This is a genomic window from Coleofasciculus sp. E1-EBD-02, assembly GCF_040218245.1.
Lineage (GTDB): Bacteria > Cyanobacteriota > Cyanobacteriia > Cyanobacteriales > Coleofasciculaceae > Coleofasciculus.
This window is the reverse complement of record NZ_JAVJQN010000174.1, coordinates 39,794-65,327: the sequence shown is the minus strand read 5'-3', so window position 1 is coordinate 65,327 and position 25,534 is coordinate 39,794. Positions and strand designations below refer to the sequence as shown.

The following is a 25,534-nucleotide window of genomic DNA, read 5'->3' as shown; positions in this document are numbered from 1 at the left end:
GTCCGCGATAGCGAGAGCTTCACGCACGGATAGACCCGAAATCCATCTAGCCGTTGCTGGGTAATGTTTTGGCAACAAGAAAAAGTTAAAGACAATCAACATACTCCTGGAGTGTCACCCAGGTGATTATCATTCTCATTCGCGTATTCATTCTCAATAATTCTGTCAATAAGCTCTCATCTTTTCGAGGCTTGAGGGGGGAAATGCTTTGTCTGCCAAGCTTTTGAGCTGCTTGTCACCCCTTCAGGTTTCCCCCATAAACTGACTTTTTTTGCCAAACGACCAAAAAACTTAACAAATCCTGCGTCTTCTTCTCTAGAGGCATCATTGTAGAGACGTTCCATCTGACGCAGAATCGCTTATCCTTAGAATCAGAATAATCCAATTTCCTCAAACCGAAACCGATGAGTCTGGTCATACCGAATGACATCCTCGAAGCCACCAAGATGACTAAGGATGAACTAAAGCTAGAGATTGCCATCATGCTGTACAAACAAGAAAAAATCAGCAGTGGCAAAGTCCGCGCCTGGACTGGGCTGACCGTAATTGAGTTCCAACACGAATTAGGGAAACGAGGACTTTGCATCAACTATGATGTAGAAGATTTTCAGTTGGATATTCAAACCTTGCAGTCAATGGGCTTACTATGATTGTTGTCAGTGATACTTCACCCATCACCAATCTGGCAGCAATTGGTCAGCTCGATTTATTGCGGCAACTCTATAAAACCATCATTATTCCGCAAGCTGTTTATGATAAAATGGTGGCAGTGAATAAAATTGTTCCTGGCGCAGTTGAAGTACAGTCTCTATCTTGGATTCAGACTAAGACAGTCGCTGATGTTCAAAGAGTGACAGACATTCAAACTAGCCAGAACAATATTGATTTGGGTGAAGCCGAAGCAATCATTTTGGCGCTGGAATTGAAAGCTAACTTACTCCTGATGGATGAGCGGCGTGGTAGAGCGTTGGCAACTAATTATGGACTCAATGTAACTGGATTGTTAGGCGTTCTACTACAAGCTAAACAGAATGGTTTCATTCCCACGGTTAAGCCTTTGATAGATCGGTTGATGGGAGAGTTGGATTTTCGAGTAAGTAGTCAGTTGTATGCAACAATTCTACAAGCGGCAGGTGAGTTACAAACTTAACTCATATTGACAAGTTGTTATACCCAATCTAGGTTAACTACCCATTCTTGCCTAAGCTGTCATGCATTTAAATTGGGAATGGGTAGCGAGCAAGATGCTCGCACTACAAGGATTTCTCTATTATTGACTCGTCAAGGAAGTCTGGTAACTGTTAACAATGCCAAAAATTTTCATATTTCCGAATCTAGTCAAAAAGCTTTTATTGATTTAATTAATGTGCTTGAGGATGATGAATATTTAGTTCTTTGTCTGGATAAGATAACAAGCTCAAACTGATTTGAGATCGCTCCAGCATCAAAGTAATGAACAAAAGCGTCAGTTCCAGTTAACTTTCCACATCCGTATCAATTTCTACGTCGAGGGTGTCTTCATCAATCCGGACATACAAAATATTCGGTTGACAACAAACCTGGCAATCCTCAACATAAGATTGCTGAGAGCCAGCACTAATATCAATAAAGGTGATATTGGCTTCGCCACAGTAGGCGCAACTGTATTCTGCTGTATTTTCCATTATGACGACTGATGACGTATAGATCAGTTAGGGGTGAGATAGGGCGGGTTTTGTTGTTCCGTTATTGGTTACTATCGAAATTTAGTGGCTAAACCCGCCCCTACAATTTCCTAAACCCACCCCTACAATTGACTCATGACTGATGATTTCGTTCCCAGAGTTGATGGAGAATTTGGACATGAACCTCACGAGTAATCGGATAAAAATAGCTAAAAACTAAACCGCAAAGTAATATCAATGTCGGTAACGGACCAATAATCATCCGGATGGCGAACAACGCCGACTCCGGTTGTACAGGATTGGGTTCTCCTGCCACACTGGAAATAAACCCAGCCCAGTCGAGTATTTTTCCCACTAAAAAGAGAGCGATCGCAAACCCCATTTTCTGAAATAATACCATGAACCCATAGAAAATTCCCTCCCGTCGTTGTCCACTATTGAGTTCATCGAGATCCACAACATCAGGTAACATTGACCAGGGAATCAGATAAGCCGTGGCAACACCCAACCCTGCCAGTATAGCCAAACCATAGAGTAAACCAACTTGACCCGGTTGCAAGAAAAATAAACCAGCTTCCGCCAAAATTAACAACGGCATCCCGATTAAATAAACCGCTTTTTTCCCCAGCCGCTTACTCACGAAACTCCAAATAAACATCATCATCAGCGCCGTTCCTTGCACCGCGATCGCGACTTGGGTAAAGTGGTGATCGGGTAATCCCATCCAGTTAATCACAAAGTAGGGCAAAATCGCGGCAGTAATCTGTACCCCTAACCAAGAACAAAGATAAATACCCATGACATACAAGAAGGGACGATTGGCAAAAATATAGCCAATTTGCGATCGCCAGGGTAAAGATGGGCGTACAGGCGCATTCACTGTCTCTGGTTCTTGCTGATTGAGGACAACCCGATGAGTTCCTAAAACACTGACGTAGGCAGATACAACAGCGCAAGTGGCACAGACAATTCCTAACACTAAATATTTTCGGCTAGGATGTTCCACCACAGAAAAGATAACTTGAGCCAACACTAATGCTAGAATCGCGCCACCGACAGAAAATGCCGATTTAAAACTGATCAAGCTAGTCCGTTCATGATAATCTTGAGTCAGTTCGGGAGCTAGAGCAGAGAAAGGCAGCAACACTGATGTAAATGCGGCATAAAATAGAACTCCTAAAACACCGTAGTAGCCGAATAAAGCCTGCTGATTTAACGTGGAATCCTGACTAAACGTCGGCACAATCCACAGCAACATAAAAAAGAGTCCCAAAGGAACCGCCCCACACACAATCCACGGATACCGCCGTCCCCAAGGTGAACGGGTGTGATCACTAAGCCAGCCAATCAGCGGATCATTAATCGCATCCCAGGCTTTGCTAATCAGCATCACAGTACCCGCTTTACTCGCACTAAGTCCAGCGATATTCGTGAGAAAAAATAAGAAGAAAAAGGATAAAATATTGCCAGGAATCGCGGCTGATAACTCACCCACTCCATAGGTGAACTTGGTGGTAAAACGCAGCGTTTTAGTATCTGGCTTCGGTAAAGCGGATGAGGGAGACTGATCCATAGCGTCACCTTTAGAGTTTGTAGTAAGCGCTTTAGCGCTGATCTCTCATGGACTGACAACAAAGCCAAAGCCTTATCATTAGTACCTTATACCGTGTAGACTACCTACTTTCCAAGTAGCGTATCACCCCGTCAGGTTTATGGCACTCGCATTGCCTACTACGAACGGAACGAATGCGATCGCCTGATCAATTATGTCTGACAATTTTGCTTCCCCTGACATCCCAGAGGATATGCTGAATTATAGGTAAGCGATCGCGTACCTCCCACACGCTGAAAACGCCAGTAACGCTCAGTAGCCTTTGGAGACTGCCGTTGTGCTTAGCATCAGAATCCTCATAATAGTGCCTCCGTCGCAGGAAACTCCGTGTATGCGAGCCCGGAGAGGAATGCACGGTAGCGGTTTTAAACTCCTAAGCTTTCCACAGGTTATCGTGACAGGGGTTTGGGGAATTGTGAGACCCACGCTGTAATCTATGATGAGCGCGATGGGATACACGACTCCCCAAGGTCAATTTAGGTTAACATTGAGTTACCTAAATTGACATTTAAAGTTGCTTAGCTAACCAGTAAATGTTCTACAATAGGGGTATGCTGACATTTAACTACTGTTACCGAATCTACCCAGATGCCACTCAAGAGCAACGGTTAATTGAGTGGATGGAAATTTGCCGCCGTGCTTATAACTATGCACTGGGGGAGATAAAGGATTGGTGCAATAGCCGCAAATGTTTGATTGATAGATGCTCCCTGGAAAAGGAATACATCATTCGGTGCGATGCCCCATTTCCCGGTGAAGTGCGACAGCTTAATAATCTGCCAAAGGCTAAGAAGGAATACCCCAAGTTAAAAGAGGTTCCTTCTCAAGTCCTTCAACAGACAATAAAGCAACTGCATAAAGGTTGGGACTATTTTATGTCTCGTGGGTTTGGCTTTCCTAGGTTTAAGATGGTTGGGCAGTTTAAGTCGTTGCTGTTCCCACAGTTTAAGGAGAATCCAGTAACAAACCTCCATATCAAGCTACCCAAATTGAGGACAATTCCAATCAACCTACACCGACCTATTCCATCTGGCTTTACGGTTAAACAAGTGCGAATCATACAAAAAGCCGATAAATGGTATGCATCAATCAACATCCAGTGCGATGTCAGTGTCCCCGACCCCAAACCTCATGGACATTCAATTGGGGTAGACGTGGGACTAGAGAAGTTTTTAGCGACCAGCGATGGAGTTGTTGCCCGTCCGCCTAAATTTTTTAAAACACTGCAAAGTAAGCTGAAATTGCTACAACGCAGGTGTAAGCGAAAAGAGAAGCGGTCAAAAAACTACGAGAAACAACGAATCAAGGTTGCCCGACTTCACCACCATATTGACAATATCAGGAAAGACTTTCACTTTAAGCAAGCTCATGCCCTTTGCGACGCTGGTGACATGATTTTCATGGAAGACTTGGACTATAGAATTAGCGCCAAAGGGATGTTGGGTAAGCAAATGCTTGATGCGGGGTTTGGTCAATTCCGCACTATCACCCAGTATGTGTGCTGGAAACGAGGGAAGTTTTTTGCCGTTGTTGATGCCAGAGGCACTTCTCAGGAGTGTCCTGAATGTAAAGGTGAAGTGAAAAAAGACCTGAGTGTCCGGGTACATGATTGTCCTCACTGCGGCTACAAAACCGATAGGGATGTCGCCAGTGGTCAGGTAATCAGAAACCGAGGAATAGAACTAATTAGTACCGCAGGACTTGCGGGAATCGAAACTGCCTGTGCAGCCGATCTACCGGGGGTTGGTGAAAACCAAAACTAGGCAAGTGGCGCAATCCCCTGAGCTTCGACAGGCTCAGCTACCGCGTAGTCGAAGGGGAATAACCAGGAAATCCTCAAAGTGATTTGGGGAAGCCCACACCATAATTTTCAATTTGGTGTGAGAGGATGTCACACTGATCTATTGTTGCTGCCGTAGTAATTTAACTCAGGGCAGCATAACTGAGTTTTCTGTTGATGTTAAAACGAGACTTAAAAAATACTAATCGTGAGGATTTATGACTATTTTGGATTCTAAAGGTCGTCTTTTTGGTAAAATCAGCATTCTTGATCTAGGGGCTGCCTTGGTCATTTTATTAGTGATTGTGGGAATCTTTTTCATTCCAGGTACAGGTTCCGTCGCTCAGATACCTGGAAGCAGCGCCGAAAAATCTGTTGAAGTTGATTTGATTGTTCGAGGGTTGAGCGTGCGTAAGCCAGAGGATTTGATGTCTCAATTTAGAGCAGAAAAGAAAACAAATATCGTTATTCGCAATCAACCCTCTGGTCAGGTGGACATCATATCGGTACAAGAATTGCCAAGACTGGTTATTGTACCTCAACCCGATGGCTCGGCTAAAGCACTACCCGATCCTAGACCTGACACCTTTAGCACTGATATACTAATGACCCTCGGTGGTCAAGCCACTATTACCGATGATGGTCCGGTTCTGGGAAATAGCAAGCTTAAAATTGGAACGCCTGTGGAATTAGAGGGTAAGGATTACAATTTCAACGCTAGTGTGATTGATGTCAGGGTTGACGATTAGAGCTTGATTCACAGGTAATTTCTAGATATTTCCCGAAAAACATCCTATCTAGCCAAAAACCACAGCCGGATAGGAATAGAAAATTTCCACCGACCTACTTCATAGGGAACAGTGAACAGGGACAAGGAACAGGAAATAGGATAAACAACTGTTTCTTGATTCCTGACAATGTTTGGATAGGTAAGTTTAGCCTTAAGGACCAATGACAAATAACCAATGACAAATGACCAATGACAAACTCTTAATCGCCTATCATTTCCTCTGAATTCAGCATCTTCAAATACTTTCGGATTAAACCAATCGTGACGGCTGGTAATTCGAGCTGAGGAGTCAATCCAACATCCTCAAGGGTTTGAAAGACTTGAACGGCTTTCGGATTGAGAGCCGCCAGTCGCTTGCCGATTTCTGGGCTGGTAAATTCCGATTTCTGTCCCCAGATAATTGCTGTGGGAGTGGTCAGTTGAGTAATGTACAGCGATAAGTCAAAGCACAAGTCTCCCCGCACAAACGACAGCGCTGCATATTCAGCATTTGGTTGTTGAGCTGAGGCTAAATAAGCATCCACAATTTCTGAGTAAATTCGGCTGGAACGAGCAAATTGCCGACTTTCCAAGAAACTGCGGATACCGCCTTCAGTGGCGACGCCAGTGCTGTAGAGGATGCGATCCAGAATCGGTGTGCTGATTAACTGGGCAAAAAAGCTACGTGTGTAGTCTTCCCCGAAATCAGAGAGTCCTGATGGAGTGGTGAGAATCAAAGACTTAAACAGTTCAGGACGTGCGATCGCGGCTCGGATTGTCAAAGCGGCGGTTAGAGACGAAGCAACCACTGGTGTTCCTTGAGGACAGGTTTGCTCTAGGAATTCATTAATCGTGGTGATGTAGTCATCAATCTGATAATTGCGTTCAGGATGCTCTGAACGACCCCAACCGATGAGGTCAGGGGCTAAAATTCGATACTCACTGGCAAATGCCGGATAGACCTTTGACCACTCATACGCTGATGACCCACCCCCAAAGCCATGCAAAAAGACTAATGTTGGTCGTTCTTCTGGCTCAGGGGTTTCTGGGCTTTGCCACGGCATGTCGTCAGCCGTGTAGTATGTCATGCGTCCCAGTGAGGTCACTAAGGAGTGCTGTTTAAAACCGTTGGGTTCAATCATATCTCAACTTTATCGCTATTGCTATCATCCCTGATTCTAGGGTCGAGAGCCTCTGACTTTAAGTTGATTCCCTTAACCCGGAATCCTAGGTCAACGTGAGTCAATCTTTGAGAAAGGCGTTAAAATCATAAGTTTTGAACTGAGGGAACTTTTCTCAATATTATTTCATCGGAGGATTTTATGTGAGTGGACGTTTACACACAAAAGGGTACAAACTCATATCAGTAATCACCTAAAAAACACTTGTAGTTTTGAGTGAGACGGTTTCAGGGAGCATCATTGCGGCTGAGTTTCAATTTGAGCATAACCCGCCTGTAGACGTGATTTGCAAGCAGAGCGGAGATATCTGGTGATTTTGAGAGCAGGAGATTTGAGCGGTGCTTGAAACCTAAAACTTGACATTTTTTCTAGGCTTATAGAGTTATAAGCTTTCCGGTGTTCGATCTCATCAATTTATTTATTTGTTGTTTAAAATCTGTTATAACAATGCAATGCAATTTACAGTTACAGGAAATTATAGATGATAACTTCATCAAGTCGCAAGCGGCGATCGCTTCTCCTGCCTGGGATATAGCTGAATATGAGTCGAGTTTACTCGTGATAAGACCGAAGAGTGTCTGCCTTAATTTGGAAGCTTTAACCTGTTTTGAAGTGGTAGAGCATCAATTTCACCAGTTTGGAGTGACATTTAAAAACGCGATCGCTCTACAGCCATCAAACCCTGCCTATCCTCCCCGCTCCGGTACAATCGTACTCATGGCGGCACCTAAAAGCGGTTGGCTAGAAGCAACGTTTTTGCAGCCGATTGCTCGGTTCTGCTGCTACGTCACCAGTTCCCAGCGAACGATCATGTCTGCTTACGACTCCCAAGGTATGCTTATTGATCAGGTGACGACTCAACCCAATTTAGCTGGATCAGATTCATCTACACCTCCCAATACCCAGCTACAGATTAATGCGCCGAATATCTCTCGCATTACATTCTATGCCTTTGACGGTCAACTGACCCTGGATGACTTAAGTTTTGAGTGTTGAGTTTTGAGTTTTGAGTTTTGAGTTTTGACCTTAATTTTTGCGTCCCCTGAATCCGGACAAGGGCGGGTTTAGTTCAGTTATCGGTTTGTGCCAAAACGTTATGGGTAAAACCCGCCCCTACAGAATCGACTGTATTCCCATCTCCCAGACGTGCCATGGCACGTCTCTACATTGGCTCCCCCAGCTCCCCCTCCTACCCTATGCAGTTTGCCCCCCTCTATCCCCTGCTGTACCCAATTCTGAAAACTGTCTTTCCTGATTGTCTTTGGTCAGGTTCACCCCAGTCGCGAACCATTGCGCTCACGTTTGATGATGGTCCTCACCCTCAGTACACCCCCCATCTTCTGCAAGTCCTAGAGCGCTACGATATCAAAGCTAGTTTTTTTTGGTTAGGGACTTGCGTTCAATCAGCCCCAACCGTTGCTCGCGAAGTGTACGCCCAGGGTCATTGGATTGGATTGCACGGCTATCATCACCACTCTTTCCCTTTGCTGACACCAGATACGCTCAAGCAAAGTTTAGAAAAAACCCAAGCAACAATTACCCAAGCTTGTGGACTGAACTCCGATCGCCTGCGGGATGTTCGCCCACCGAATGGGTTGTTTACTCCCCAGACTCTCAGATTATTACACCAATGGCATTACCGACCTGTGATGTGGAGTGTTGTACCAGAAGACTGGGTACGTCCTGGGACTTCAGTCGTTGTCCGGCGAGTCCTACAGCAAGTACAGAATGGATCACTCCTGGTCTTGCATGATGGTTACTGTGGAGGAGAAGATGTTACCCAAACCACAGCCGTGTTAATCCCAATCCTACTGAATCAAGGATTTAACTTTGTGACCATTGACCAACTCTGGCAACTCAAATAAGGCATTCTGACTGCGAACTCAGTTCTCGTTAGCGCTATCTGTAGAGTGGCATCAGCCAAAAACTGGCATTATTTCAACTATATATAGAGTTAAATGAGTTAGATCTCCCCTCTACTGTCTCCCCTCTGCCTTATCTCCATCTCCGACTGCCAGTTTACACAAGATGACACAAGCGTTACGTATTGTAACCGTCTCGGCGAATTTTATTCAGATTTTAAACACAACTACTCCTATTGTGTGCTAAAACAAATGTTTTACACACCATCGAGCCTTCGTGACTTATGCATTACCTCTACCCTCAAAAAACTTGTTGCATGTACGCTGAACTTCGCTAACGTAGTCAAAGAAGAAGAATTCTCTCAATACAGAACAGAACGTTTGTACTAAAATAGGGTGTTTCATGAACTCTAGAGAAACTAAGGCTGTTGAAGTGTCAGCTAACTTCATTAAAATGGCTGATCACATTTCAGCGATTTGTCCGGGACGAACCAGTCGAGTCCCAGAGTACATTAAAGAAGGATTGACATAACCGGGAGACATCAAGCAGGCGGATTCAGTTCCGATGGCTTTCTCCAGCGTAACAGTAAAGCTTACGACTCTATTCGCGTACTTCCATCAAGTTAAACTTTAGTCCCTCAATTCATTGGCCCATGCAAATCGAGGAAAGACAATCTATAATGGTTTCATTCTTTAGGCAAACATTCATTTCGATTTCGCGCAAAAGCTCTTAACCGCTGAAGATTATCAGCCAATCTAAGTTGCCCAAAAGCGCGAACAAGTTTTTTGAATTAAAGCTAGAATCAAAAAGTCTCAACAGCCGCCAGGATGGAAAATTACTTTACCCGGCATTCATATCCCTATTGAGTTAAGAGGAATAAATTTCATCTGAGTTTCTCAGGCTCAACAATTCAATAACCGATTAGAATGCAAAAGGTAAGATGAAATCGCTGGCTCAACTTTTAAGTAGATTATTAGACATCTACTGGTCTTTAACTGAAGGAGCATGAGGAAAAAGGCATGACCCAGGCACACGACGTACTTGCAACAATTTCTCAGCCTCAAAGCGAGTTTGAATTCTTGCTAGAGGATGACGCCACTCAAGATGATATGGCGGACGTAAACTCGGAAGCCGTTCAACCCCCGGAGGAGGCAGATGGTAAGCCTGGTAAGGTGCGTTCTACCCGCCGTCGCACACAAGCGAAAAAGAAGCACTATACCGAAGATTCCATTCGCCTCTACCTACAAGAAATTGGTCGAATTCGGCTATTACGCGCTGATGAAGAAATTGAACTGGCGCGTAAAATTGCTGACTTGTTAGAGTTAGAACGTATTCGCGATCGCTTGTATGATCAGCTCGAGCGAGAACCGAAGGAAGGAGAATGGGCAAAGGAGGTAGAAATGGAACTTCCCGCCTTTCGCAAACGCCTTTTCCTGGGTCGGCGGGCAAAAGAGAAAATGGTGCAGTCTAACCTGCGTCTAGTTGTGTCCATTGCCAAGAAATACATGAATCGGGGTCTGTCGTTTCAAGACCTGATTCAAGAAGGATCTTTAGGACTGATCCGGGCGGCGGAAAAGTTCGACCACGAGAAAGGATACAAATTCTCCACCTACGCGACATGGTGGATTCGACAAGCCATCACTCGTGCGATCGCGGATCAATCTCGTACCATTCGCCTCCCCGTTCACCTTTACGAAACCATCTCCCGGATCAAAAAGACCACCAAAATCCTCTCTCAAGAATTGGGTCGCAAACCCACGGAAGAAGAAATTGCCGATCGCATGGAAATGACCATCGAGAAGCTGCGATTTATTGCCAAATCTGCCCAACTTCCCATCTCCCTAGAAACACCAATTGGTAAAGAAGAAGACTCTCGCCTGGGTGACTTCATCGAAGCCGATGGTGAAACGCCAGAAGACCAAGTATCCAAAAATCTGCTGCGGGAAGACTTAGAAAGCGTCCTGGATACCTTAAGCCCCCGCGAACGAGACGTACTCCGGTTGCGCTATGGGTTAGATGATGGACGGATGAAAACCCTAGAAGAAATCGGTCAAATCTTTGCCGTGACCCGCGAACGCATTCGCCAAATCGAGGCAAAAGCCCTGCGGAAACTACGCCATCCTAATCGCAACAGTATTCTCAAGGAGTATATCCGCTAGGACTAGGACAATACCAGAAAGCTGGGGTTCATCGGATTGAACAAAAGTTGAGCGCAGTCCCCATCTAAAATCACAAGATTTAGGTGGGGGAAAGCGAAACACTAACAATTTTGGTAGAATTCCGACAGGTATTGCTTAAGACCCAGGGTGCTGAAAAGCGTGCATTTTGGGTCGCCGAAACCCTTGATATACCGTAGTGGCATGGCCCACCTTATTTGATGAATTAGAATGGGAGACCCGAAACCGTAGGGGCGCAAAGACTTGCGCCCGATTCAATGGTAAAATCTAATCCACAATTTTAGCTGGGTCACGCCGCCATCGTGGGTTTCGACTCCGCTCAACCCACCAGCATACCAGTCAGTGCCATTCTGGTTAAGACTGTACGATGCCGTATTACAGAAGTCCCCAGAAATGTAACACACCTTGACCGGAAACATATTCCGTAATCAACGCGGCAACAAAACCAATCATCGCTAAACGACCATTCCAATTCTCCGCGTTCGCCGTGAACCCAAATTTGGCTTCTTTTTGCTGTTGCTCGTCCATAACTTCGTTGTTTTAGTTACATTATGTAAATTAATGTAACGAATTGTTGGCAAAACGACAAGAATTGGGTCAAGGTGACGGAAAGATAGGTGAATATTATGTCCGGAATACTAAGGAAAATTACTCATTAGCAGCTTTAACGAACGACTCCGGAAAAATAAATTTTGTTTAAAGTTTGATTAAGGGATGTCTATCACCGCCACTCAACTGCCCGCTCGACTCAACGATTATTACCAGCAGATTCGGATTATTCTTGATCGCCAAAATCCAATTACCGGATTATTACCTGCCAGTACAGCCGTCAACGCCCATGGTGACTACACCGATGCCTGGGTTAGGGATAACGTTTACAGCATTTTGGCGGTTTGGGGATTAGCCTTAGCGTACCGCAAACTTGACGCCGATAGTGGGCGCACCTTTGAACTGGAACAAAGTGTGGTCAAACTGATGCGGGGGCTGCTGTTTTGTATGATGCGGCAAGCCGCCAAAGTGGAACGGTTCAAAGACAACCAATCTCTGCTAGACGCACTGCACGCCAAGTACGATACCAGCACTGGCGATGTAGTCGTCGGGGATGATGAGTGGGGTCATTTGCAGCTTGATGCTACCTCCCTATTCCTGTTGATGCTGGCTCAGATGACCGCATCAGGGTTACACATTGTTTACACCATTGCTGAAGTGAATTTCATTCAGAATCTGGTGTATTACATTGGTCGTACCTATCGCACACCGGATTACGGAATTTGGGAACGGGGAAATAAAGTTAATCACGGTAATCCGGAACTCAACGCCAGTTCCGTCGGTATGGCAAAAGCCGCATTAGAGGCGATTAACGGACTCGATTTATTTGGTGTGCGGGGGTCTCAAGCTTCCGTGATTCACGTTCTCCCCGATGAAATTGCGCGATCGCGGATTACGTTAGAATCCCTATTACCACGGGAATCAAGTTCCAAAGAAACTGATGCGGCGCTGTTAAGTGTGATTGGGTTCCCGGCATTTGCCATTGAAGATGTGGAACTGCTGGATAGAACTCGTCAGAAAATAGTCGATAAATTACAAGGACTCTACGGGTGTAAGCGGTTCCTGCGAGATGGACATCAAACCGTACTCGAAGATACCACCCGCTTGCATTATGAACCCTGGGAACTGCAACAATTTGAACATATTGAATGCGAGTGGCCCCTATTTTTTACCTACTTAGCCCTAGATGGCTGGTTTCGGGGAGACGTTGAACGGGCGCGGAATTATCTGGGGCGTTTGGATACGTTGTTGGTTGAGCGAGATGGGATGCGCTTATTACCGGAAGTGTATTACGTTCCCGAGGACAAAATTGAAGCCGAACGCGCTTCTCCCCGTTCCCAGAATCGCAAACCCAATGAAAATTTGCCGCTTGTCTGGGCGCAGAGTTTGTATCTGTTTGCCCAAATGCTTCATGAGGAATTAATTACGCGGGGAGATGTTGACCCCTTAGGGCGTCATTTTTGCGTAGGGCGTCATCAAGATCCGGTGGTACAAATTGCGCTGTTGGCAGAGGATGAAGCATTACAGGCGCAACTGGCTGCTTATGGGATTGCCACCCAGACCCCCAAACAAGTCGATCCTGTGCAAGTGCGTCAGGCGACTGATTTATCCCGATTGTATGCCCAAATTGGACGGTGTGACGCTTTGGGATTAACCGGACGCCCGATTCGACGCCTGCGAAGTTTGACCACATCTCGTATTTTTCGCTTCGGGCAAGAAACGATTGTATTTTTGCCGGCGTTTTTAGACCAGCAACAGTTTTATTTAACCCTGGATTATCATTTCCTGGTGGCTCAAATTAAAAGTGAACTGACGTATATTCAACGCCATTGGGGTGAGTTGGGACGTCCAACGGTGACGCTGCTGTTAACGCATCAGATGGTGCAGACGGCAGAAGAAACCAGTCATCCGAGACAAGAGCAACTTCAGGGTTCCGCTTTACTGGAATTAATCCAAGAATTGCAAGAGGGATTCTGTAATGGGGTGCGGGTCAAGTTAGGGCGTTTAAATCAGTTAATGCTCACAGCAGGCGTTGAACGCATTGATACGCTGCAAGGGTTTGAGTTTAGCGACTCTGCGGTTCAAGATGCAGCACCGCCTGAGTATTACCTGAGGAATCATCCGCGAAAAAATGGTCCGTTAAGTCATACGCAGGAATTCTTGCTGGAATGCGAAACGAATCTCCAACCCTTGCTCGATAGTTTGCGGCATTCAGAAAATTTTTATGAGCAAATTGAATTATTACGCACTCTGAAAAACTTGCGGGGGCTGGATTTTGATACAGGATTTGGTCAACCTCAACGAGTGGTGACGGTGGCGGATTTGCTGAATGAAGTGTATACCAGAGCCAGTAGTGAAGGAGCATCGCCTTACTGGGGTGTGATTCGTCAAGCGGCGGGGTTACTGAATAAAGTCGAAATTAGTTTGTCCGATGCGGTAACAGATATTCTAGTGCGCGGGAAACAGATTACTGTTGGCAAAGCTTACAGTGAGGCTTCTCTAATTAAAAACCCAATGTCTCATCTGGAACTCCGGGCAAAGATTGACGAATTTTGCCGAGAAGATATTCGCGATCGCGTTTTAACTCAGGAAATCCTGATTTACTTGAGTATTCTGATTAAATCCGAACCGCATCTGGTTGATGGCTTACTCACACTGCGAGTTGGGTATTTAATCCTGCTGTTGACGAGTGAATTAGCGGCTGAATTAGGTGTGACTCAGGATGAAGCCTATGAAGCATTGATGCGCTTAAGTCCCTTTGACATTAAAATGCGACTGCGTTCCTGTTTGGCAGGGTATGAAGGCGTTAACCAAAAATTACGCCAACAAGAATCGCTGCATGTTAAACAACCGCAATATGCGATTAATTGGGTGATATTGCCAGAGGAGCAAATCTATATCGACGAAGACCTAGCAACGGCGGGAAATTGGCTGAGAAAACGGCAAATGGATGGTAGTGCAGGTCGGGTTCCGAAAGACTTTTATCCGAAAGTCTGGCAAGTGATGAAACATTGTAAGGGTTTGGTGATTGGCGATAAATTAGAGCGTCGCAATCGACTGGATAGTCAACCGCTGCTCTCAGAAATGACACCTGGGGAAAAGAATTTTGCTCTGCGGGTTGAGCATTTACTCAATAAAATTCAAGTGCCAACCTATCGACAAGTGAATATTGAGGCACTTGTGGAATTAGCCGCGATATTGGAACGGAATCCAGAGTTGGAAATTGAAGAATACATTGTCCTGGATGTTTTAATTGGTCATGCGGTACGTTTAGGCTGGTTGGAGCGATATCCAGAACGAGCCGATAAATATGACGAATATAAGGCAGCCGCTTGGCGGGCTTTTTATGATACGTCTCCTAAACAGTGTGCGGCTTATATTGCTAAGGCGTTCCAGTTTTTGGCACAAGTCGAACCTGCCAATGTTGTGTGATTTTGTCATTGGTCATTCGTCATTTGTTATTTGTCATTAGTTATTCGTCAGGCAATAGGGAAGGGAGAATACTGACGTGACACACCTTAATTGGTGAATTAGAATTACATCCAGAAACTGTAGGGGCGCATAGCGTGCGCCCATCAAATCGTAAAATCTATCCTACAATTTTAGCTGTGTCAGTCCAATAGGGTTGGATAGACTGTAGGGGCGGGTTTTACGATTATCGTTTTTTACCTCACCCAGATGCGACTAAACCCGCCCCGATCAAGGGTTGTGGAAAAGTGGGAACCATGATTTTAAATGATTTAGAGTACCAAGTAACTCAAGAGCGTATTCAGGGATTTGAACGGGCGTTAGCACTGTTAAATGCCCCGGATAATGAATTGAAGAACACTAATCCTATTATGTGGCAACTTAATGTCGATGGAGTCCAAAGTCTGATCGATGACTTTACCGCCCAGATGCAGGAGTATGAAGCTCTAATTAATCGGGATGAGAGCGAGCCAATCATTTTTGAAATCGGTTCTCTTGCTCAGCTTCCCCGCATTGTGATTCAAGCCCGTATTGCGGCTAAAATTAGCCAAAAAGAACTTGCTCAACGGCTGGGAATTGAAGAGAGTCTGCTTCAGCGATATGAAGATAGAGAGTATGAATCAGCAACGCTGACACAATTATTATAAATTAGTGGAGTTTTGGGAATTTCACTTCAACCAAAAACGATGGTTAGGGTGGTTGCACCGTTGAAGACGGCATAAACTGGGGTGAATTTGCGTAACCTAAGACAGCTTGAACGGCTGGATTCGCTGGGTTTTTGTAGACGTAATAGAGGGTTCGTTGATAGGGAGGGAATGCTTCGCTTTTTTATACGGAAGGGGGAGTTGGAAAGCACCTCCAAATAACAAATATATTCCGGTTCCCTCCCCTTGCAGGGGAGGGTTAGGGAGGGGTCTTTCCTTTAACCAAAAGCATCGTACATATCTTAATCTTCTAGCTTTAACGCCGCTGCATGATGGCGAATATGGTCTTCAACAAACGAGGAAATGAAATAATAGCTGTGATTATACCCTTCCTGGAAGCGTAATGTTAAAGGAACTCCGGCTTTTTCACAAGCTTGGGCAAAGATACCAGGAAGCAATTGCTGCTTTTCTAAAAAAGGATCGGCTGTCCCTTGATCAATAAGAATTGGACGCTTATATCCCACAGTTAACACTAATTCGCTAGCATCATAGATGTCCCAACTTTCCTCATCCTCACCCAAATAATTTGTAAATGCTTTTTGTCCCCAAGGACATTGTGTTGGTGCGGCAATGGGAGCTAAAGCCGAAACAGAGGTATATTGCTCAGGGTTTCTTAAGGCACAAATCAGCGCCCCATGACCCCCCATGGAATGACCAAAAATGCCCTGATGATCAATTTGAGCCGGGAAATGTTGGGCAATAATTGCTGGTAATTCCTCAACGACATAGCTATACATTTGATAATGGTCTGACCAGGGTTCTGCTGTCGCATCGACGTAAAAACCCGCGCCTGTACCGAAATCCCAGTCGTCATTTTCTCCGGGAATTCCGGTATCGCGGGGACTGGTATCCGGTGTCACCAGCATTAATCCGTACTTCGCCGCAAACTTCTGCGCCCCCGCTTTTGCCATAAAATTTTCTTCAGTACAGGTTAAGCCAGAAAGGAAATAAAGAACGGGGACTCGTTCTGATTTGGCTTGAGGCGGTTGGTAAACAGCAAACCGCATTTTACTGTTGCAGGTTTGAGAGTGATGGGAGTAAAAGCCAACTGTACCACCGAAGCATCGATTTTGTGAGATAATTTTGGGGGCTGTGGACATAGATTAATTGTGTAGTGAGCAGCAGTAGATGTGGCTTTTTAAGTCGGCTGTTTTGATACCTGACGCACAACCCATACCCGCAAGAAGGCTAATATTGGCTATTGATCCGATAAAGCATGAAGCAAGCGTCAGTCCTGTTCTATTCTCCCACAGACAGGGGATCATCGTCTGCTTTAGATTAGTGATTATTATGAATCACTGCTCATGGGATCAAGTTGTCATAGGTTGAGAAAACGGCTAAGGTGTCCGCGATCGCTCATCTCGAAAAATTTTTCCCTATCCCTTACCTACCCTAGCTTTCGATGAAGTGATAGGGAAAGCGCGATCGCAGGAGAGCGAGATGGTCTAGAATCGAAGCACAATCCGGATTGTGCGGCTATAGTAGAGTAGATTTACCTTGAATTCTAGACCTAAGGTAGCTTAAAATACCCACCTGGAAAAATTCTATCCCCCCTCCCAGGCTTGGCAGAGGGGATAGGGGTGAGGGCGAAACCTGTCTGTCAATTCCGAGCATTTGGGTTTAAATTGATACCAATATCAGGAACTATAGAAATTCTTATAACCCTGGTGATACTGCCTAGAAACGTTTTAAAATCCTTGGGGATGGACAATTGAGCCTTTCTCGTTTTCAATTAGAAAACGGACAACAGCTAGAGAACCCCCCCAATAGACTCAATGACGTATAAACTCATAAGGAGTCAAGTCTCACCAACGGCAGTCAGCCTGTATCAGTAACAATGAGTGGTAGTTCAGTTTTAAATGTGAGGTAAGAGTGATGAGTGATGGTATGGCATTCCTAACAGGGGCTGCCTTTGCGGGGGTAGCGGTTCTGTTTATGATGAAAGGCGGAGATAGTCTTGGCATTACCAATGCCCCTCCCTCTCAAACCGCTCAACTTCCACAGAGCAATCCTTATAATCCCTATAATCCGGCTTATGGGCAGAACCCGCAAATGCCAGTTCAGACGACACCGGGTTTTGCCGGTAATGATTTTGAACAGCAACAGGTTACAGTAGAACGCTTGAAAGGTATGCTGGAACAGCAACGCGCTGAAACGGAACAGCTAAAAGCTCAAGTGCAAAACCAGCAAGCGTTGATTGACAATCTTATGGGACAAACTAATCCCAATAATCCCAATAGTTTCATACCCCCTCGGATTGAAGCAGCGCCCCCTGTAACTCCTGTGCAGCAGTCTGAGCAAGATAATTCGATTATTTCCGGCTTGGTTTGGGGATTGGGTGGTATGGCGGTAACGATTAGTGGTGGTGTTGTCGTTGTGGGATTATTAGCAGTGCTGTCGCGACAACAACAACCCCGTCCACCTCGGACGACTTACGTTGTCCCCCATCCCTACAATGCGCTTCCTTATGCCCCCTCAGCTAGGCGGCGCACTGAAGTAATACCGCCTCCTCTTGATGATAGACAAGTGGATTATGTGGAATATGAGCGTTAGTCCAAAAAGGCAGAAGACAGAGGACAAAAGGTTGTAAGGTTTGTATCAAATTCGCATTGCCTAAACTGGGCTTCTGGAGGGGAAGGCTCACATCCCGGACGAGGTAAAACCATGTTCTCTTTCCCAAGTGAAGGCTCCGGCTCCTGGTGAATGAAGAATGCCCACCTCTTTAGGCTAGGGAGTGCTAACTTGTTACCCTAAAAATAGGAATTCTCCCATCCACCCAAGCCCACGGCATCAAGCGTGCAGATAACAAATGTATGAGTATTAAAGACAAACCGAAATCGCCCCACGGTCGCCAGATTGGTCTTATTCTATTGATTCTGGCGAGTGTATCCTTACTGGGGTACTTGTTTGTACCCAAATCTCCTCGGTTTCCCCTAGTACCCTATAGCAAATTTCTCGACCAACTGGACGACGGTAAAGTCACACGGGTTTCGGTGGGGGAAGACCAAGTGATTTTTCAGCTTAAGCCCACTCAAGATCCCCTGAAGGCGACTCAAGACTTGCTGCAAGCCACTCAAGATCCTCTCCAAGCCACTCAAGACTTGCTGGAAACGCCAGAACCGCCCCTAGACACAGAAGTAGAACCGGATCTGGATACACCCAACAATCCGTTAAATTCACCATCTGATGATCCGCTCAACCCAACCGATGAACTGCTCAACCCGGATGAGCAACAAGGACAAATCTATGCCACACTCCGGGTTTATGATCCAGACTTGGTGAACACGCTTCAGGAACAGGAGATTGAATTTTTTGCTGCGCCTCCTCCCAAAAATGGTTGGTTACTGAGTCTGTTAAGTTGGGTGGTTCCGCCGCTAATCCTCGTCGCCGCCTTTCAGTTTTTCCTACGCCGCAATGACAGAGATGCTGAAGGTGCGCTTTCGTTTAGTAAAAGTAAGGCAAAGGTTTATGTAGAAGGAGAATCGGCTAAAATTACCTTTGCTAATGTCGCCGGGGCGGAGGAAGCCAAGACAGAATTAGTGGAAATTGTCGAATTCCTGCAAAACCCCGATCGCTTTACCGCAATTGGGGCGCGAATCCCTAAAGGGGTACTGCTAGTGGGACCTCCAGGAACGGGGAAGACACTCTTGGCAAAAGCGGTAGCTGGGGAAGCCGAGGTTCCCTTCTTTAGTATTTCCGCTTCGGAGTTTGTGGAACTATTTGTGGGTACGGGTGCGGCGCGGGTGCGGGATTTGTTTGATCAGGCAAAAAAGAAGGCACCCTGTATTATCTTTATTGATGAATTGGATGCGATCGGCAAATCTCGGAGTAGTGGGAATTTCCACAGTGGCGGAAATGATGAACGGGAACAAACGCTGAACCAGTTGCTTACAGAAATGGATGGATTTGCGGCTGGAGATGCGACGGTGATTGTCCTAGCGGCGACGAACCGCCCCGAAAGCTTAGACCGCGCCTTGTTACGTCCAGGACGCTTTGACCGTCAGGTATTGGTTGACCGTCCTGATTTAGCTGGACGTAAAGAAATTTTAAGCATTTATGCCCAGAAAGTCAAATTGGGCGAGGATGTGGATCTGCACGCGATCGCAACTCGGACTCCTGGGTTTGCTGGGGCTGATTTAGCCAATCTAGTCAATGAAGCCGCCTTATTAGCCGCCCGTAAGCGACAGGAAACCATTGCTCAAGCCGACTTTGCTGAAGCCATTGAACGAGTCGTGGCGGGGTTAGAGAAGAAAAGCCGGGTTCTCAGCGATGTCGAGAAAAAGATTGTCGCCTATCACGAAGTTGGTCATGCTTTAGTGGGTGCGTTAATGCCAGGAAGTGGTAAAGTCGCGAAAATTTCCATTGTGCCACGGGGAATGTCTGCGTTGGGATACACACTGCAACTCCCCACAGAAGACCGTTTTTTGATGAATGAAGTGGAACTTCGCGGCGATATTGCCACCCTATTAGGAGGACGCGCCGCGGAAGAAATTGTCTTTGGTAATATCACCACAGGGGCGGCGAATGATTTGCAACGCGCCACAGAGTTAGCTGAACGCATGGTCACGACTTATGGCATGAGTAAAGTGTTGGGTCCTTTGGCGTATAATCAGGCTCAAGGCAATAGTTTTCTGGGCAATAGTGGCGGGAATATACGCCGGAGTGTGAGTGATGAAACGGCAAAAGCGATTGATGTGGAAGTGCGAGAAATTGTGGAAACCTCTCATCAGAAAGCCTTAGCGATTCTCAATCACAATCGCGATTTACTCGAACAAATTGCACAACAGATATTAGCAACGGAGGTGATTGAAGGGGAAAATTTACAAAATCTGCTGCAACAAGTGCGCCCAGTGGATAATTTTGTGGCATTGGAGAATAATCGTGTAGCTTCATAGGGGGAGATGGGGAGCTGGGGAGCTGGGGGAGCTGGGGAAGCTGGGGGAGCTGGGGGAGCTGGGGAAGCTGAGGGAGCTGGGGGAGCTGGGGGAGCTGGGGGAGCTGGGGGAGCTGGGGGAGCTGGGGAAGCTGGGGGAGCTGGGGAAGCTGGGGAAGCTGGGGGAGCTGGGGGAGCTGGGGGAGATGGGGAAGATTGAATGATCATATCGTTATTTTTCGTCCTAATGTCACTAAACCAACCCCTCTAAATTATGTATTGCCTATTACGGATTCCCTGTTCCCTGTTCCCTGTTCCCTGTTCCCTATTCCCTTTTCTTTGACAAATGACGAAATCCCTCCATATTCTAAATCGTCTCAGTTTTGGTTTTCGTCCCGGTGATATTGAACAAATCCAATCGATGGGGATTGAGGCTTATATTCAATCTCAACTTTCGCCAGACTCCATTCCCGAATCTCCCCAAATAACTCGCCAACTCAATCAATGGCGTACTCTAAAACTGACTCCAGTTCAATTACTCAGACAGTATAAACCTCGCCGCCAAAAACAGCGTTCAGAGGAGGAACGTCAGCAAGCTCGCCAAAAAGCTAAACAACCCTTACAGCAAGCAATACAGGCGCGATTACTTCGTGCGATCGCCAGTCCTCGGCAATTGCAAGAAGTAATGGTAAACTTTTGGTTTAATCACTTTAATGTTTTTGCCAGAAAAGGAGATATTAAATTCTGGATCGGTGTCTATGAACAGCAAGCCATTCGACCTTATGCGTTGGGTCGTTTTCGGGATTTGCTAGCCGCAACGGTTCATCATCCGGCAATGTTGGTTTATTTAGATAACTGGCGCAATACTGCCCCCAATAGTCCAGGTGCAAAGGGGAGATTTCGCGGTATTAATGAAAATTATGCCCGTGAATTGATGGAACTTCATACTTTGGGTGTTGATGGCGGCTATAGTCAGGATGATGTAATTGCCTTGGCTCATATTCTAACCGGATGGGGATTGGATTTGGATGAGAATAAGGGGGATAGCAATGGCTTTTATTTCGATAGAAACCGCCATGACTATAGTGATAAACTATTTCTAGGTCAACGGATTAAAGGCAGTGGCGTAGCGGAAGTGGAACAGGCGATCGATAGTTTGGCTAGCCATCCAGCGACTGCCCGTTATATTAGTTATAAACTTGCCCAATACTTTGTCACCGATGACCCGCATTCCGGTTTAGTGAAGCGGCTGGCTAAGAAATTTTTGCAGACAGAGGGGGATATTCGCGCTGTCTTAGACACCCTTTTTCAAAGTCCTGAGTTTTGGCAAGCGAATGATTATGGTCATAAATTTAAGACACCCTATGACTATATTATTTCCGCTGTCCGGGCGACGGGTACAAAAGAGCCAAATTTAAAGCGAATTTCGGGTATGTTAAATCAACTGAGTATGCCGCTTTATAACTGTTCCACGCCTGAGGGCTATAAAAATACTCAAGAGGCTTGGTTGAGCCCCGATGCGATGCTGCGACGGGTCAGTTTGGCAACGGCGATAGCCCAGGGACGCTTGGGTGATAATCAATCGGTGGATGCGAGTCAACTGCTTAATACATTAGGGGATAGTATTTCGGCTCAAACTAAACATGAGATTGCGAATAGTCCCGAAAAGTTACGGGCAGCTTTGATTTTAGGAAGTCCAGATATTATGTATCGATAATGGCTCAATTAAACTCAGTAACAGTCATTGTTAGGCGCGTAAGCTTCGAGACTTACTAAGCGAAAACCATGAAGCAGGTCAACTTGTGTGGAGCAGTTATTGATAAATCTATTTCTAGATTAGCTCAACCTATACTGCTAATTGACGGGTTATTTTATAAGTCATAATTTAATGAACGATCATTCTCTAAAATTACTGCTCATTTCTAGTCCCGTGGGTCCCTTGGGTCCAGGATTGACGGGCGGTGTTGAATTAACGTTGCGGAATGTGGCTAGCGATTTAGTCAGACGCGGACATCAGGTTAAAATTGTGGCAATGGAAGGGTCTACGGGTTGGGGTATGCCCCTCGTGGAAATTGGGGGAACTGTGCAAACCAGCGCTCAAACGCAAGCACGAGATACACCGATTATTATTCCCCCAGCTTCGGTTTTGGCAGGATTTTGGGATTACGCACGACAAGTACAATTCGACTATGATTTAATTGTTAATTTTGCGTATGATTGGCTGCCCTTTTATGTAACGCCGTTTTTTTCTCGTCCCATTGCCCATTGGGTGAGTATGGGTTCTATCTCCGATGCGATGGATGAGATTATTGAGAAAGTGGTGATGGCGTTTCCGGGTACAGTGGCGCTTCATTCTCATGCACAGGCGGCTACGTTTACATTTGGCGATCGCTGTCGGTGTTTGGGTAATGGTATTGATATATCATGCTATAATTTTTTTCCAGAACCCGAACCATGGATCGGATGGGTGGGGCGAATTGCCCCAGAAAAGGGGCTAGAGGATGCAGTGGCGGCGTCTCATAAGACGGGGATTCCCCTGAAAATTATGGGAGTGCTGCAAAATCAGGACTATTGGCAACAGATTTTGCGGGATTACCCAGAGGCGCCGATTGATTATTTAGGGTTTTTCTCGACGAGTGAGTTGCAGGAACAGTTACGGCGATGTCGGGGATTATTAATGACGCCGCGTTGGGTAGAAGCCTTTGGCAATGTGGCGATAGAAGCCCTCGCCTGTGGCGTTCCTGTGATTGCTTACCGTCGCGGTGGACCGGCGGAAATTGTCGAGGAGGGGAAAACGGGGTTTTTGGTAGAACCGGATTCGGTGGCGGGATTGGTTGAGGCGATTAACGGATTGGATAGGATTAACCGCTATACCTGTCGTCAACAAGCCGAAGCCAAATACTCGACGCAGGCGATGGGCGATCGCGTGGAGCAGTGGTTGTACACTATTTTGATGGAATGGGAAAAGAGAACTTGATCTCTGGCTGGCATAAGTAATTTTTGCGAGAATAGCGCGTTGGCGGAGCCTGTTCCGAAGGAACGTATCGCGCTATTCTCGCAATAGATATAGAGAAGATATCGGTTGAAACCCCTGCTAAATCAACATTTCAGCGATTGTACGCAAGTAGAAGGGGTAAAACATCACAGAAAGTTTCACGATGAGGCAGTTTCGAGTTTTTGGCTAGGGGAACTTCAGGAACTTGGAGATGTTAATCTTCCACCTTCATCGCCTTCGCCAATTCCGCCGCGACTAAAGGTCGAGAAAACTGCGGCGGAGGTAACTCACCTTTACGCAACAGTTCCCTTACCTTAGTTCCCGATAAGTGAATCCGTTGATCTGGAGTGCTGGGACTTGTCTTGGCTGTTGCCATTGTCTCCGTCACTTCGCAGTAAAAGGCGTGTTCAAATTTCAGGGGTATAATCCCCAATTCATCCGGCTCAAACTCATCAAAGATATGCTGAGCATCGTAGGTTCCATAATAGTCACCCACACCTGCATGATCCCGCCCCACAATAAAGTGAGTACAACCGTAATTCTTACGCACGATCGCGTGAAAAATCGCTTCCCTTGGACCCGCATAGCGCATAGCGGCTGGGTTAATCGCTAAAATTACCTGGTTTCGGGGGAAATAGTTATCCATCATAATTTCATAGCAACGCATCCGCACATCAGCGGGGATATCATCGCTTTTGGTTGCACCAACTAGGGGATGCAGGAATAAACCATCAACAATTTCCAAGGCACACTTAATAATATATTCATGCGCCCGGTGGATGGGATTTCGGGTTTGGAAACCCACCACCGTTTTCCATCCCCGTTCTTTAAACAACGTCCGAGATTGAGCCGGATCAATTTGATACTTAGGAAACAGAGGATGGGGATACCGTTGCAATAACCAAACTGGACCGGCTAGATTCACGTCTCCTTGGTTATAAACCACCTTGACACCCGGATGCTTTTCCTCATCGGTGCGGTAAACATTCATCGCTTCCCGCTTTTTGTCATAGCGATATTTTTGCGTGAGTTCTAAAACGCCGACAAAGCGCCCATCCTGGTCATCCAGACGCACTAAGTCGCCTTCCTTTAATGGTTCAGCAACGTCCTCATTAACGGATAGGGTAACTGGGATAGACCAAGGTAAACCATTCGCCAGACGCATATTATCCACGACTGACTCATAATCCCCTTGCTCCATAAACCCGGTCAAGGGACTAAATCCACCGATCGCGATTAAGTCTAGATCAGATGCTGCCCAGGCATCAAGTTGTACCCTGGGTAGGGAATCCGCTTTCTCTAAAAATTCAGATCGCTGTTGTTCTGAGGCAATGCGATTGATAAGTTGACCCCCATGAGGGGCGATTCCATCCGAATGCTTACTCAATGTCTTTTCCTTTATTGCGTCAACTGCACCTCTAAAATAATCTGCTTTATGGGTTCTGGGCAATTATTCATCTTATGTCATTCGTCTTATGTCATTCGTCTTATGTCATTTGTCCTTCGTCCAGCTTACCCAGTTATAGCGGTACTAAGACAGGTTAGGACATTCTTTACTGTTCCCTGTTCCCTCTTGGACGCGATCGCACGATTTTCTGGTATACTTATCACCATGGAAAAATGTGCCTGCCTATAACCTCTTCATTAACCCTTTCAGACCAAGATCAGAGAAAGCGCGATCGCACCCTGTCTCTGATATAGTTTTTACCGATGACAATGGAGCCTATAGCCTAAATCAGGACACGATGGTATCGTGTCCCTACCCAATCAATTCTCCCGTAGGGGTACGGCATTGCCGTACCCTTGGTTTAAGGCTACGCTCCTCAGAGAATTTGCTGGATTGAGGAACGAAACCCAGCCTACTCATGGACAGATTGAACCATTGCCAAAACAGTTACC

General features: G+C 46.0%; 22 protein-coding genes. 15 read left to right on the top strand and 7 right to left on the bottom strand.

The features are described from left to right. Positions 1-176: 176 nt before the first annotated feature. On the bottom strand, positions 177-344 hold the full coding sequence (locus RIC07_RS27725; RefSeq protein WP_446397334.1) for a hypothetical protein: 168 nt from the start codon (positions 342-344) through the stop codon (positions 177-179). Between the two features lie 60 nt (positions 345-404). On the opposite strand from RIC07_RS27725, the gene RIC07_RS27720 reads away from it, so the two are divergent. The 3 genes from RIC07_RS27720 to RIC07_RS27710 all read left to right on the top strand — a co-directional run bounded on the left by RIC07_RS27720 (position 405) and on the right by RIC07_RS27710 (position 1,426). Then, positions 405-650: a UPF0175 family protein gene (locus RIC07_RS27720; RefSeq protein ID WP_446375313.1), complete on the top strand. Its 246-nt coding sequence runs from the start codon at positions 405-407 to the stop codon at positions 648-650. Next, positions 647-1,150, top strand: coding sequence for a DUF3368 domain-containing protein (locus RIC07_RS27715; RefSeq protein WP_446397333.1), 504 nt, complete (start codon positions 647-649; stop codon positions 1,148-1,150). The genes RIC07_RS27720 and RIC07_RS27715 overlap by 4 nt, the downstream gene beginning before the upstream one ends. Positions 1,151-1,228: 78 nt before the next feature. Next, a complete protein-coding gene (locus RIC07_RS27710; protein WP_446397339.1) occupies positions 1,229-1,426 on the top strand; it encodes a hypothetical protein in 198 nt (65 codons plus the stop codon). A gap of 49 nt (positions 1,427-1,475) precedes the next feature. Here the strand turns inward: RIC07_RS27710 and RIC07_RS27705 are convergent, their stop codons facing one another. Both RIC07_RS27705 and RIC07_RS27700 read right to left on the bottom strand, forming a co-directional pair. Next, positions 1,476-1,664 carry a CPXCG motif-containing cysteine-rich protein gene (locus RIC07_RS27705; protein WP_446375307.1) on the bottom strand — a complete coding sequence of 63 codons (189 nt, stop codon included), beginning with the start codon at positions 1,662-1,664 and terminating at the stop codon, positions 1,476-1,478. 133 nt (positions 1,665-1,797) lie between these two features. After that, positions 1,798-3,237 (bottom strand): MFS transporter, encoded by a 1,440-nt coding sequence (locus RIC07_RS27700; RefSeq protein WP_446397332.1) that lies wholly within the window; start codon positions 3,235-3,237, stop codon positions 1,798-1,800. A gap of 590 nt (positions 3,238-3,827) precedes the next feature. On the opposite strand from RIC07_RS27700, the gene RIC07_RS27695 reads away from it, so the two are divergent. Together RIC07_RS27695 and RIC07_RS27690 are read left to right on the top strand one after the other, a co-directional pair. Further along, the gene (locus RIC07_RS27695) at positions 3,828-5,039 is read left to right on the top strand and encodes an RNA-guided endonuclease InsQ/TnpB family protein (protein WP_446397331.1); all 1,212 of its coding nucleotides are present in this window, start codon (positions 3,828-3,830) and stop codon (positions 5,037-5,039) included. A 235-nt stretch (positions 5,040-5,274) separates the two neighbouring features. After that, a complete protein-coding gene (locus tag RIC07_RS27690) occupies positions 5,275-5,805 on the top strand; it encodes a DUF4330 domain-containing protein (protein ID WP_446397330.1) in 531 nt (176 codons plus the stop codon). 241 nt (positions 5,806-6,046) lie between these two features. Here the strand turns inward: RIC07_RS27690 and RIC07_RS27685 are convergent, their stop codons facing one another. After that, positions 6,047-6,967, bottom strand: coding sequence for an alpha/beta fold hydrolase (locus RIC07_RS27685; protein ID WP_446397329.1), 921 nt, complete (start codon positions 6,965-6,967; stop codon positions 6,047-6,049). A gap of 486 nt (positions 6,968-7,453) precedes the next feature. On the opposite strand from RIC07_RS27685, the gene RIC07_RS27680 reads away from it, so the two are divergent. The 3 genes from RIC07_RS27680 (at position 7,454) to rpoD (ending at position 11,028) form a co-directional block, all read left to right on the top strand. After that, a complete protein-coding gene (locus tag RIC07_RS27680) occupies positions 7,454-8,002 on the top strand; it encodes a hypothetical protein (RefSeq protein ID WP_446397328.1) in 549 nt (182 codons plus the stop codon). A gap of 200 nt (positions 8,003-8,202) precedes the next feature. After that, positions 8,203-8,871 carry a polysaccharide deacetylase family protein gene (locus RIC07_RS27675; protein ID WP_446397338.1) on the top strand — a complete coding sequence of 223 codons (669 nt, stop codon included), beginning with the start codon at positions 8,203-8,205 and terminating at the stop codon, positions 8,869-8,871. Between the two features lie 1,017 nt (positions 8,872-9,888). Further along, a complete protein-coding gene (gene rpoD, locus RIC07_RS27670; RefSeq protein ID WP_446397327.1) occupies positions 9,889-11,028 on the top strand; it encodes an RNA polymerase sigma factor RpoD in 1,140 nt (379 codons plus the stop codon). Positions 11,029-11,421: 393 nt separating this feature from the next. Here the strand turns inward: rpoD and RIC07_RS27665 are convergent, their stop codons facing one another. Then, entirely contained in the window at positions 11,422-11,574 is a 153-nt protein-coding gene (locus tag RIC07_RS27665; RefSeq protein WP_446391598.1) for a chlorophyll a/b-binding protein, read from the bottom strand. 186 nt (positions 11,575-11,760) lie between these two features. On the opposite strand from RIC07_RS27665, the gene RIC07_RS27660 reads away from it, so the two are divergent. Both RIC07_RS27660 and RIC07_RS27655 read left to right on the top strand, forming a co-directional pair. After that, positions 11,761-15,027 (top strand): glycoside hydrolase family 15 protein, encoded by a 3,267-nt coding sequence (locus RIC07_RS27660; RefSeq protein WP_446397326.1) that lies wholly within the window; start codon positions 11,761-11,763, stop codon positions 15,025-15,027. 293 nt (positions 15,028-15,320) lie between these two features. After that, entirely contained in the window at positions 15,321-15,710 is a 390-nt protein-coding gene (locus RIC07_RS27655; RefSeq protein ID WP_446397325.1) for a helix-turn-helix domain-containing protein, read from the top strand. A gap of 299 nt (positions 15,711-16,009) precedes the next feature. Here the strand turns inward: RIC07_RS27655 and fghA are convergent, their stop codons facing one another. Next, complete coding sequence (fghA, locus tag RIC07_RS27650) at positions 16,010-16,867, bottom strand: S-formylglutathione hydrolase (protein WP_446397324.1); 858 nt, start codon at positions 16,865-16,867, stop codon at positions 16,010-16,012. A gap of 787 nt (positions 16,868-17,654) precedes the next feature. Between fghA and RIC07_RS27645 the strand changes: the two genes are divergently transcribed. The 5 genes from RIC07_RS27645 (at position 17,655) to RIC07_RS27625 (ending at position 23,617) form a co-directional block, all read left to right on the top strand. Continuing rightward, positions 17,655-18,320, top strand: coding sequence for a hypothetical protein (locus tag RIC07_RS27645; protein ID WP_446397323.1), 666 nt, complete (start codon positions 17,655-17,657; stop codon positions 18,318-18,320). A 260-nt stretch (positions 18,321-18,580) separates the two neighbouring features. Beyond that, positions 18,581-20,662 carry an ATP-dependent zinc metalloprotease FtsH gene (gene ftsH / locus RIC07_RS27640; RefSeq protein ID WP_446397322.1) on the top strand — a complete coding sequence of 694 codons (2,082 nt, stop codon included), beginning with the start codon at positions 18,581-18,583 and terminating at the stop codon, positions 20,660-20,662. A 6-nt stretch (positions 20,663-20,668) separates the two neighbouring features. Continuing rightward, the gene (locus tag RIC07_RS27635) at positions 20,669-20,860 is read left to right on the top strand and encodes a hypothetical protein (protein ID WP_446397321.1); all 192 of its coding nucleotides are present in this window, start codon (positions 20,669-20,671) and stop codon (positions 20,858-20,860) included. A 126-nt stretch (positions 20,861-20,986) separates the two neighbouring features. Next, positions 20,987-22,357, top strand: a complete 1,371-nt coding sequence (locus tag RIC07_RS27630) for a DUF1800 domain-containing protein (RefSeq protein ID WP_446397320.1) — start codon at positions 20,987-20,989, stop codon at positions 22,355-22,357. Positions 22,358-22,528: 171 nt separating this feature from the next. Continuing rightward, positions 22,529-23,617 (top strand): glycosyltransferase family 4 protein, encoded by a 1,089-nt coding sequence (locus RIC07_RS27625; protein WP_446397319.1) that lies wholly within the window; start codon positions 22,529-22,531, stop codon positions 23,615-23,617. Between the two features lie 232 nt (positions 23,618-23,849). On the opposite strand, the gene sat is transcribed toward RIC07_RS27625, so the two are convergent. Next, positions 23,850-25,022, bottom strand: a complete 1,173-nt coding sequence (gene sat / locus RIC07_RS27620) for a sulfate adenylyltransferase (RefSeq protein ID WP_446397318.1) — start codon at positions 25,020-25,022, stop codon at positions 23,850-23,852. Between the last annotated feature and the right edge of the window lie 512 nt (positions 25,023-25,534).

What these genes read in the sequence shown, in the direction of transcription:
- RIC07_RS27630 (WP_446397320.1), top strand. Translation starts at nt 20,987, where the DNA reads ATGACGAAATCCCTCCATATTCTAAATCGTCTCAGTTTTGGTTTTCGT.
- RIC07_RS27625 (WP_446397319.1), top strand. Translation starts at nt 22,529, where the DNA reads ATGAACGATCATTCTCTAAAATTACTGCTCATTTCTAGTCCCGTGGGT.
- RIC07_RS27665 (WP_446391598.1), bottom strand. Translation starts at nt 11,574, where the DNA reads ATGGACGAGCAACAGCAAAAAGAAGCCAAATTTGGGTTCACGGCGAAC.
- RIC07_RS27700 (WP_446397332.1), bottom strand. Translation starts at nt 3,237, where the DNA reads ATGGATCAGTCTCCCTCATCCGCTTTACCGAAGCCAGATACTAAAACG.
- RIC07_RS27695 (WP_446397331.1), top strand. Translation starts at nt 3,828, where the DNA reads ATGCTGACATTTAACTACTGTTACCGAATCTACCCAGATGCCACTCAA.
- RIC07_RS27715 (WP_446397333.1), top strand. Translation starts at nt 647, where the DNA reads ATGATTGTTGTCAGTGATACTTCACCCATCACCAATCTGGCAGCAATT.
- RIC07_RS27690 (WP_446397330.1), top strand. Translation starts at nt 5,275, where the DNA reads ATGACTATTTTGGATTCTAAAGGTCGTCTTTTTGGTAAAATCAGCATT.
- RIC07_RS27725 (WP_446397334.1), bottom strand. Translation starts at nt 344, where the DNA reads ATGGAACGTCTCTACAATGATGCCTCTAGAGAAGAAGACGCAGGATTT.
- RIC07_RS27655 (WP_446397325.1), top strand. Translation starts at nt 15,321, where the DNA reads ATGATTTTAAATGATTTAGAGTACCAAGTAACTCAAGAGCGTATTCAG.
- rpoD (WP_446397327.1), top strand. Translation starts at nt 9,889, where the DNA reads ATGACCCAGGCACACGACGTACTTGCAACAATTTCTCAGCCTCAAAGC.
- RIC07_RS27660 (WP_446397326.1), top strand. Translation starts at nt 11,761, where the DNA reads ATGTCTATCACCGCCACTCAACTGCCCGCTCGACTCAACGATTATTAC.
- RIC07_RS27675 (WP_446397338.1), top strand. Translation starts at nt 8,203, where the DNA reads ATGCAGTTTGCCCCCCTCTATCCCCTGCTGTACCCAATTCTGAAAACT.
- RIC07_RS27710 (WP_446397339.1), top strand. Translation starts at nt 1,229, where the DNA reads ATGGGTAGCGAGCAAGATGCTCGCACTACAAGGATTTCTCTATTATTG.
- fghA (WP_446397324.1), bottom strand. Translation starts at nt 16,867, where the DNA reads ATGTCCACAGCCCCCAAAATTATCTCACAAAATCGATGCTTCGGTGGT.
- RIC07_RS27705 (WP_446375307.1), bottom strand. Translation starts at nt 1,664, where the DNA reads ATGGAAAATACAGCAGAATACAGTTGCGCCTACTGTGGCGAAGCCAAT.
- RIC07_RS27685 (WP_446397329.1), bottom strand. Translation starts at nt 6,967, where the DNA reads ATGATTGAACCCAACGGTTTTAAACAGCACTCCTTAGTGACCTCACTG.
- RIC07_RS27680 (WP_446397328.1), top strand. Translation starts at nt 7,454, where the DNA reads ATGCAATGCAATTTACAGTTACAGGAAATTATAGATGATAACTTCATC.
- RIC07_RS27645 (WP_446397323.1), top strand. Translation starts at nt 17,655, where the DNA reads ATGGCATTCCTAACAGGGGCTGCCTTTGCGGGGGTAGCGGTTCTGTTT.
- ftsH (WP_446397322.1), top strand. Translation starts at nt 18,581, where the DNA reads ATGAGTATTAAAGACAAACCGAAATCGCCCCACGGTCGCCAGATTGGT.
- RIC07_RS27720 (WP_446375313.1), top strand. Translation starts at nt 405, where the DNA reads ATGAGTCTGGTCATACCGAATGACATCCTCGAAGCCACCAAGATGACT.
- RIC07_RS27635 (WP_446397321.1), top strand. Translation starts at nt 20,669, where the DNA reads ATGGGGAGCTGGGGAGCTGGGGGAGCTGGGGAAGCTGGGGGAGCTGGG.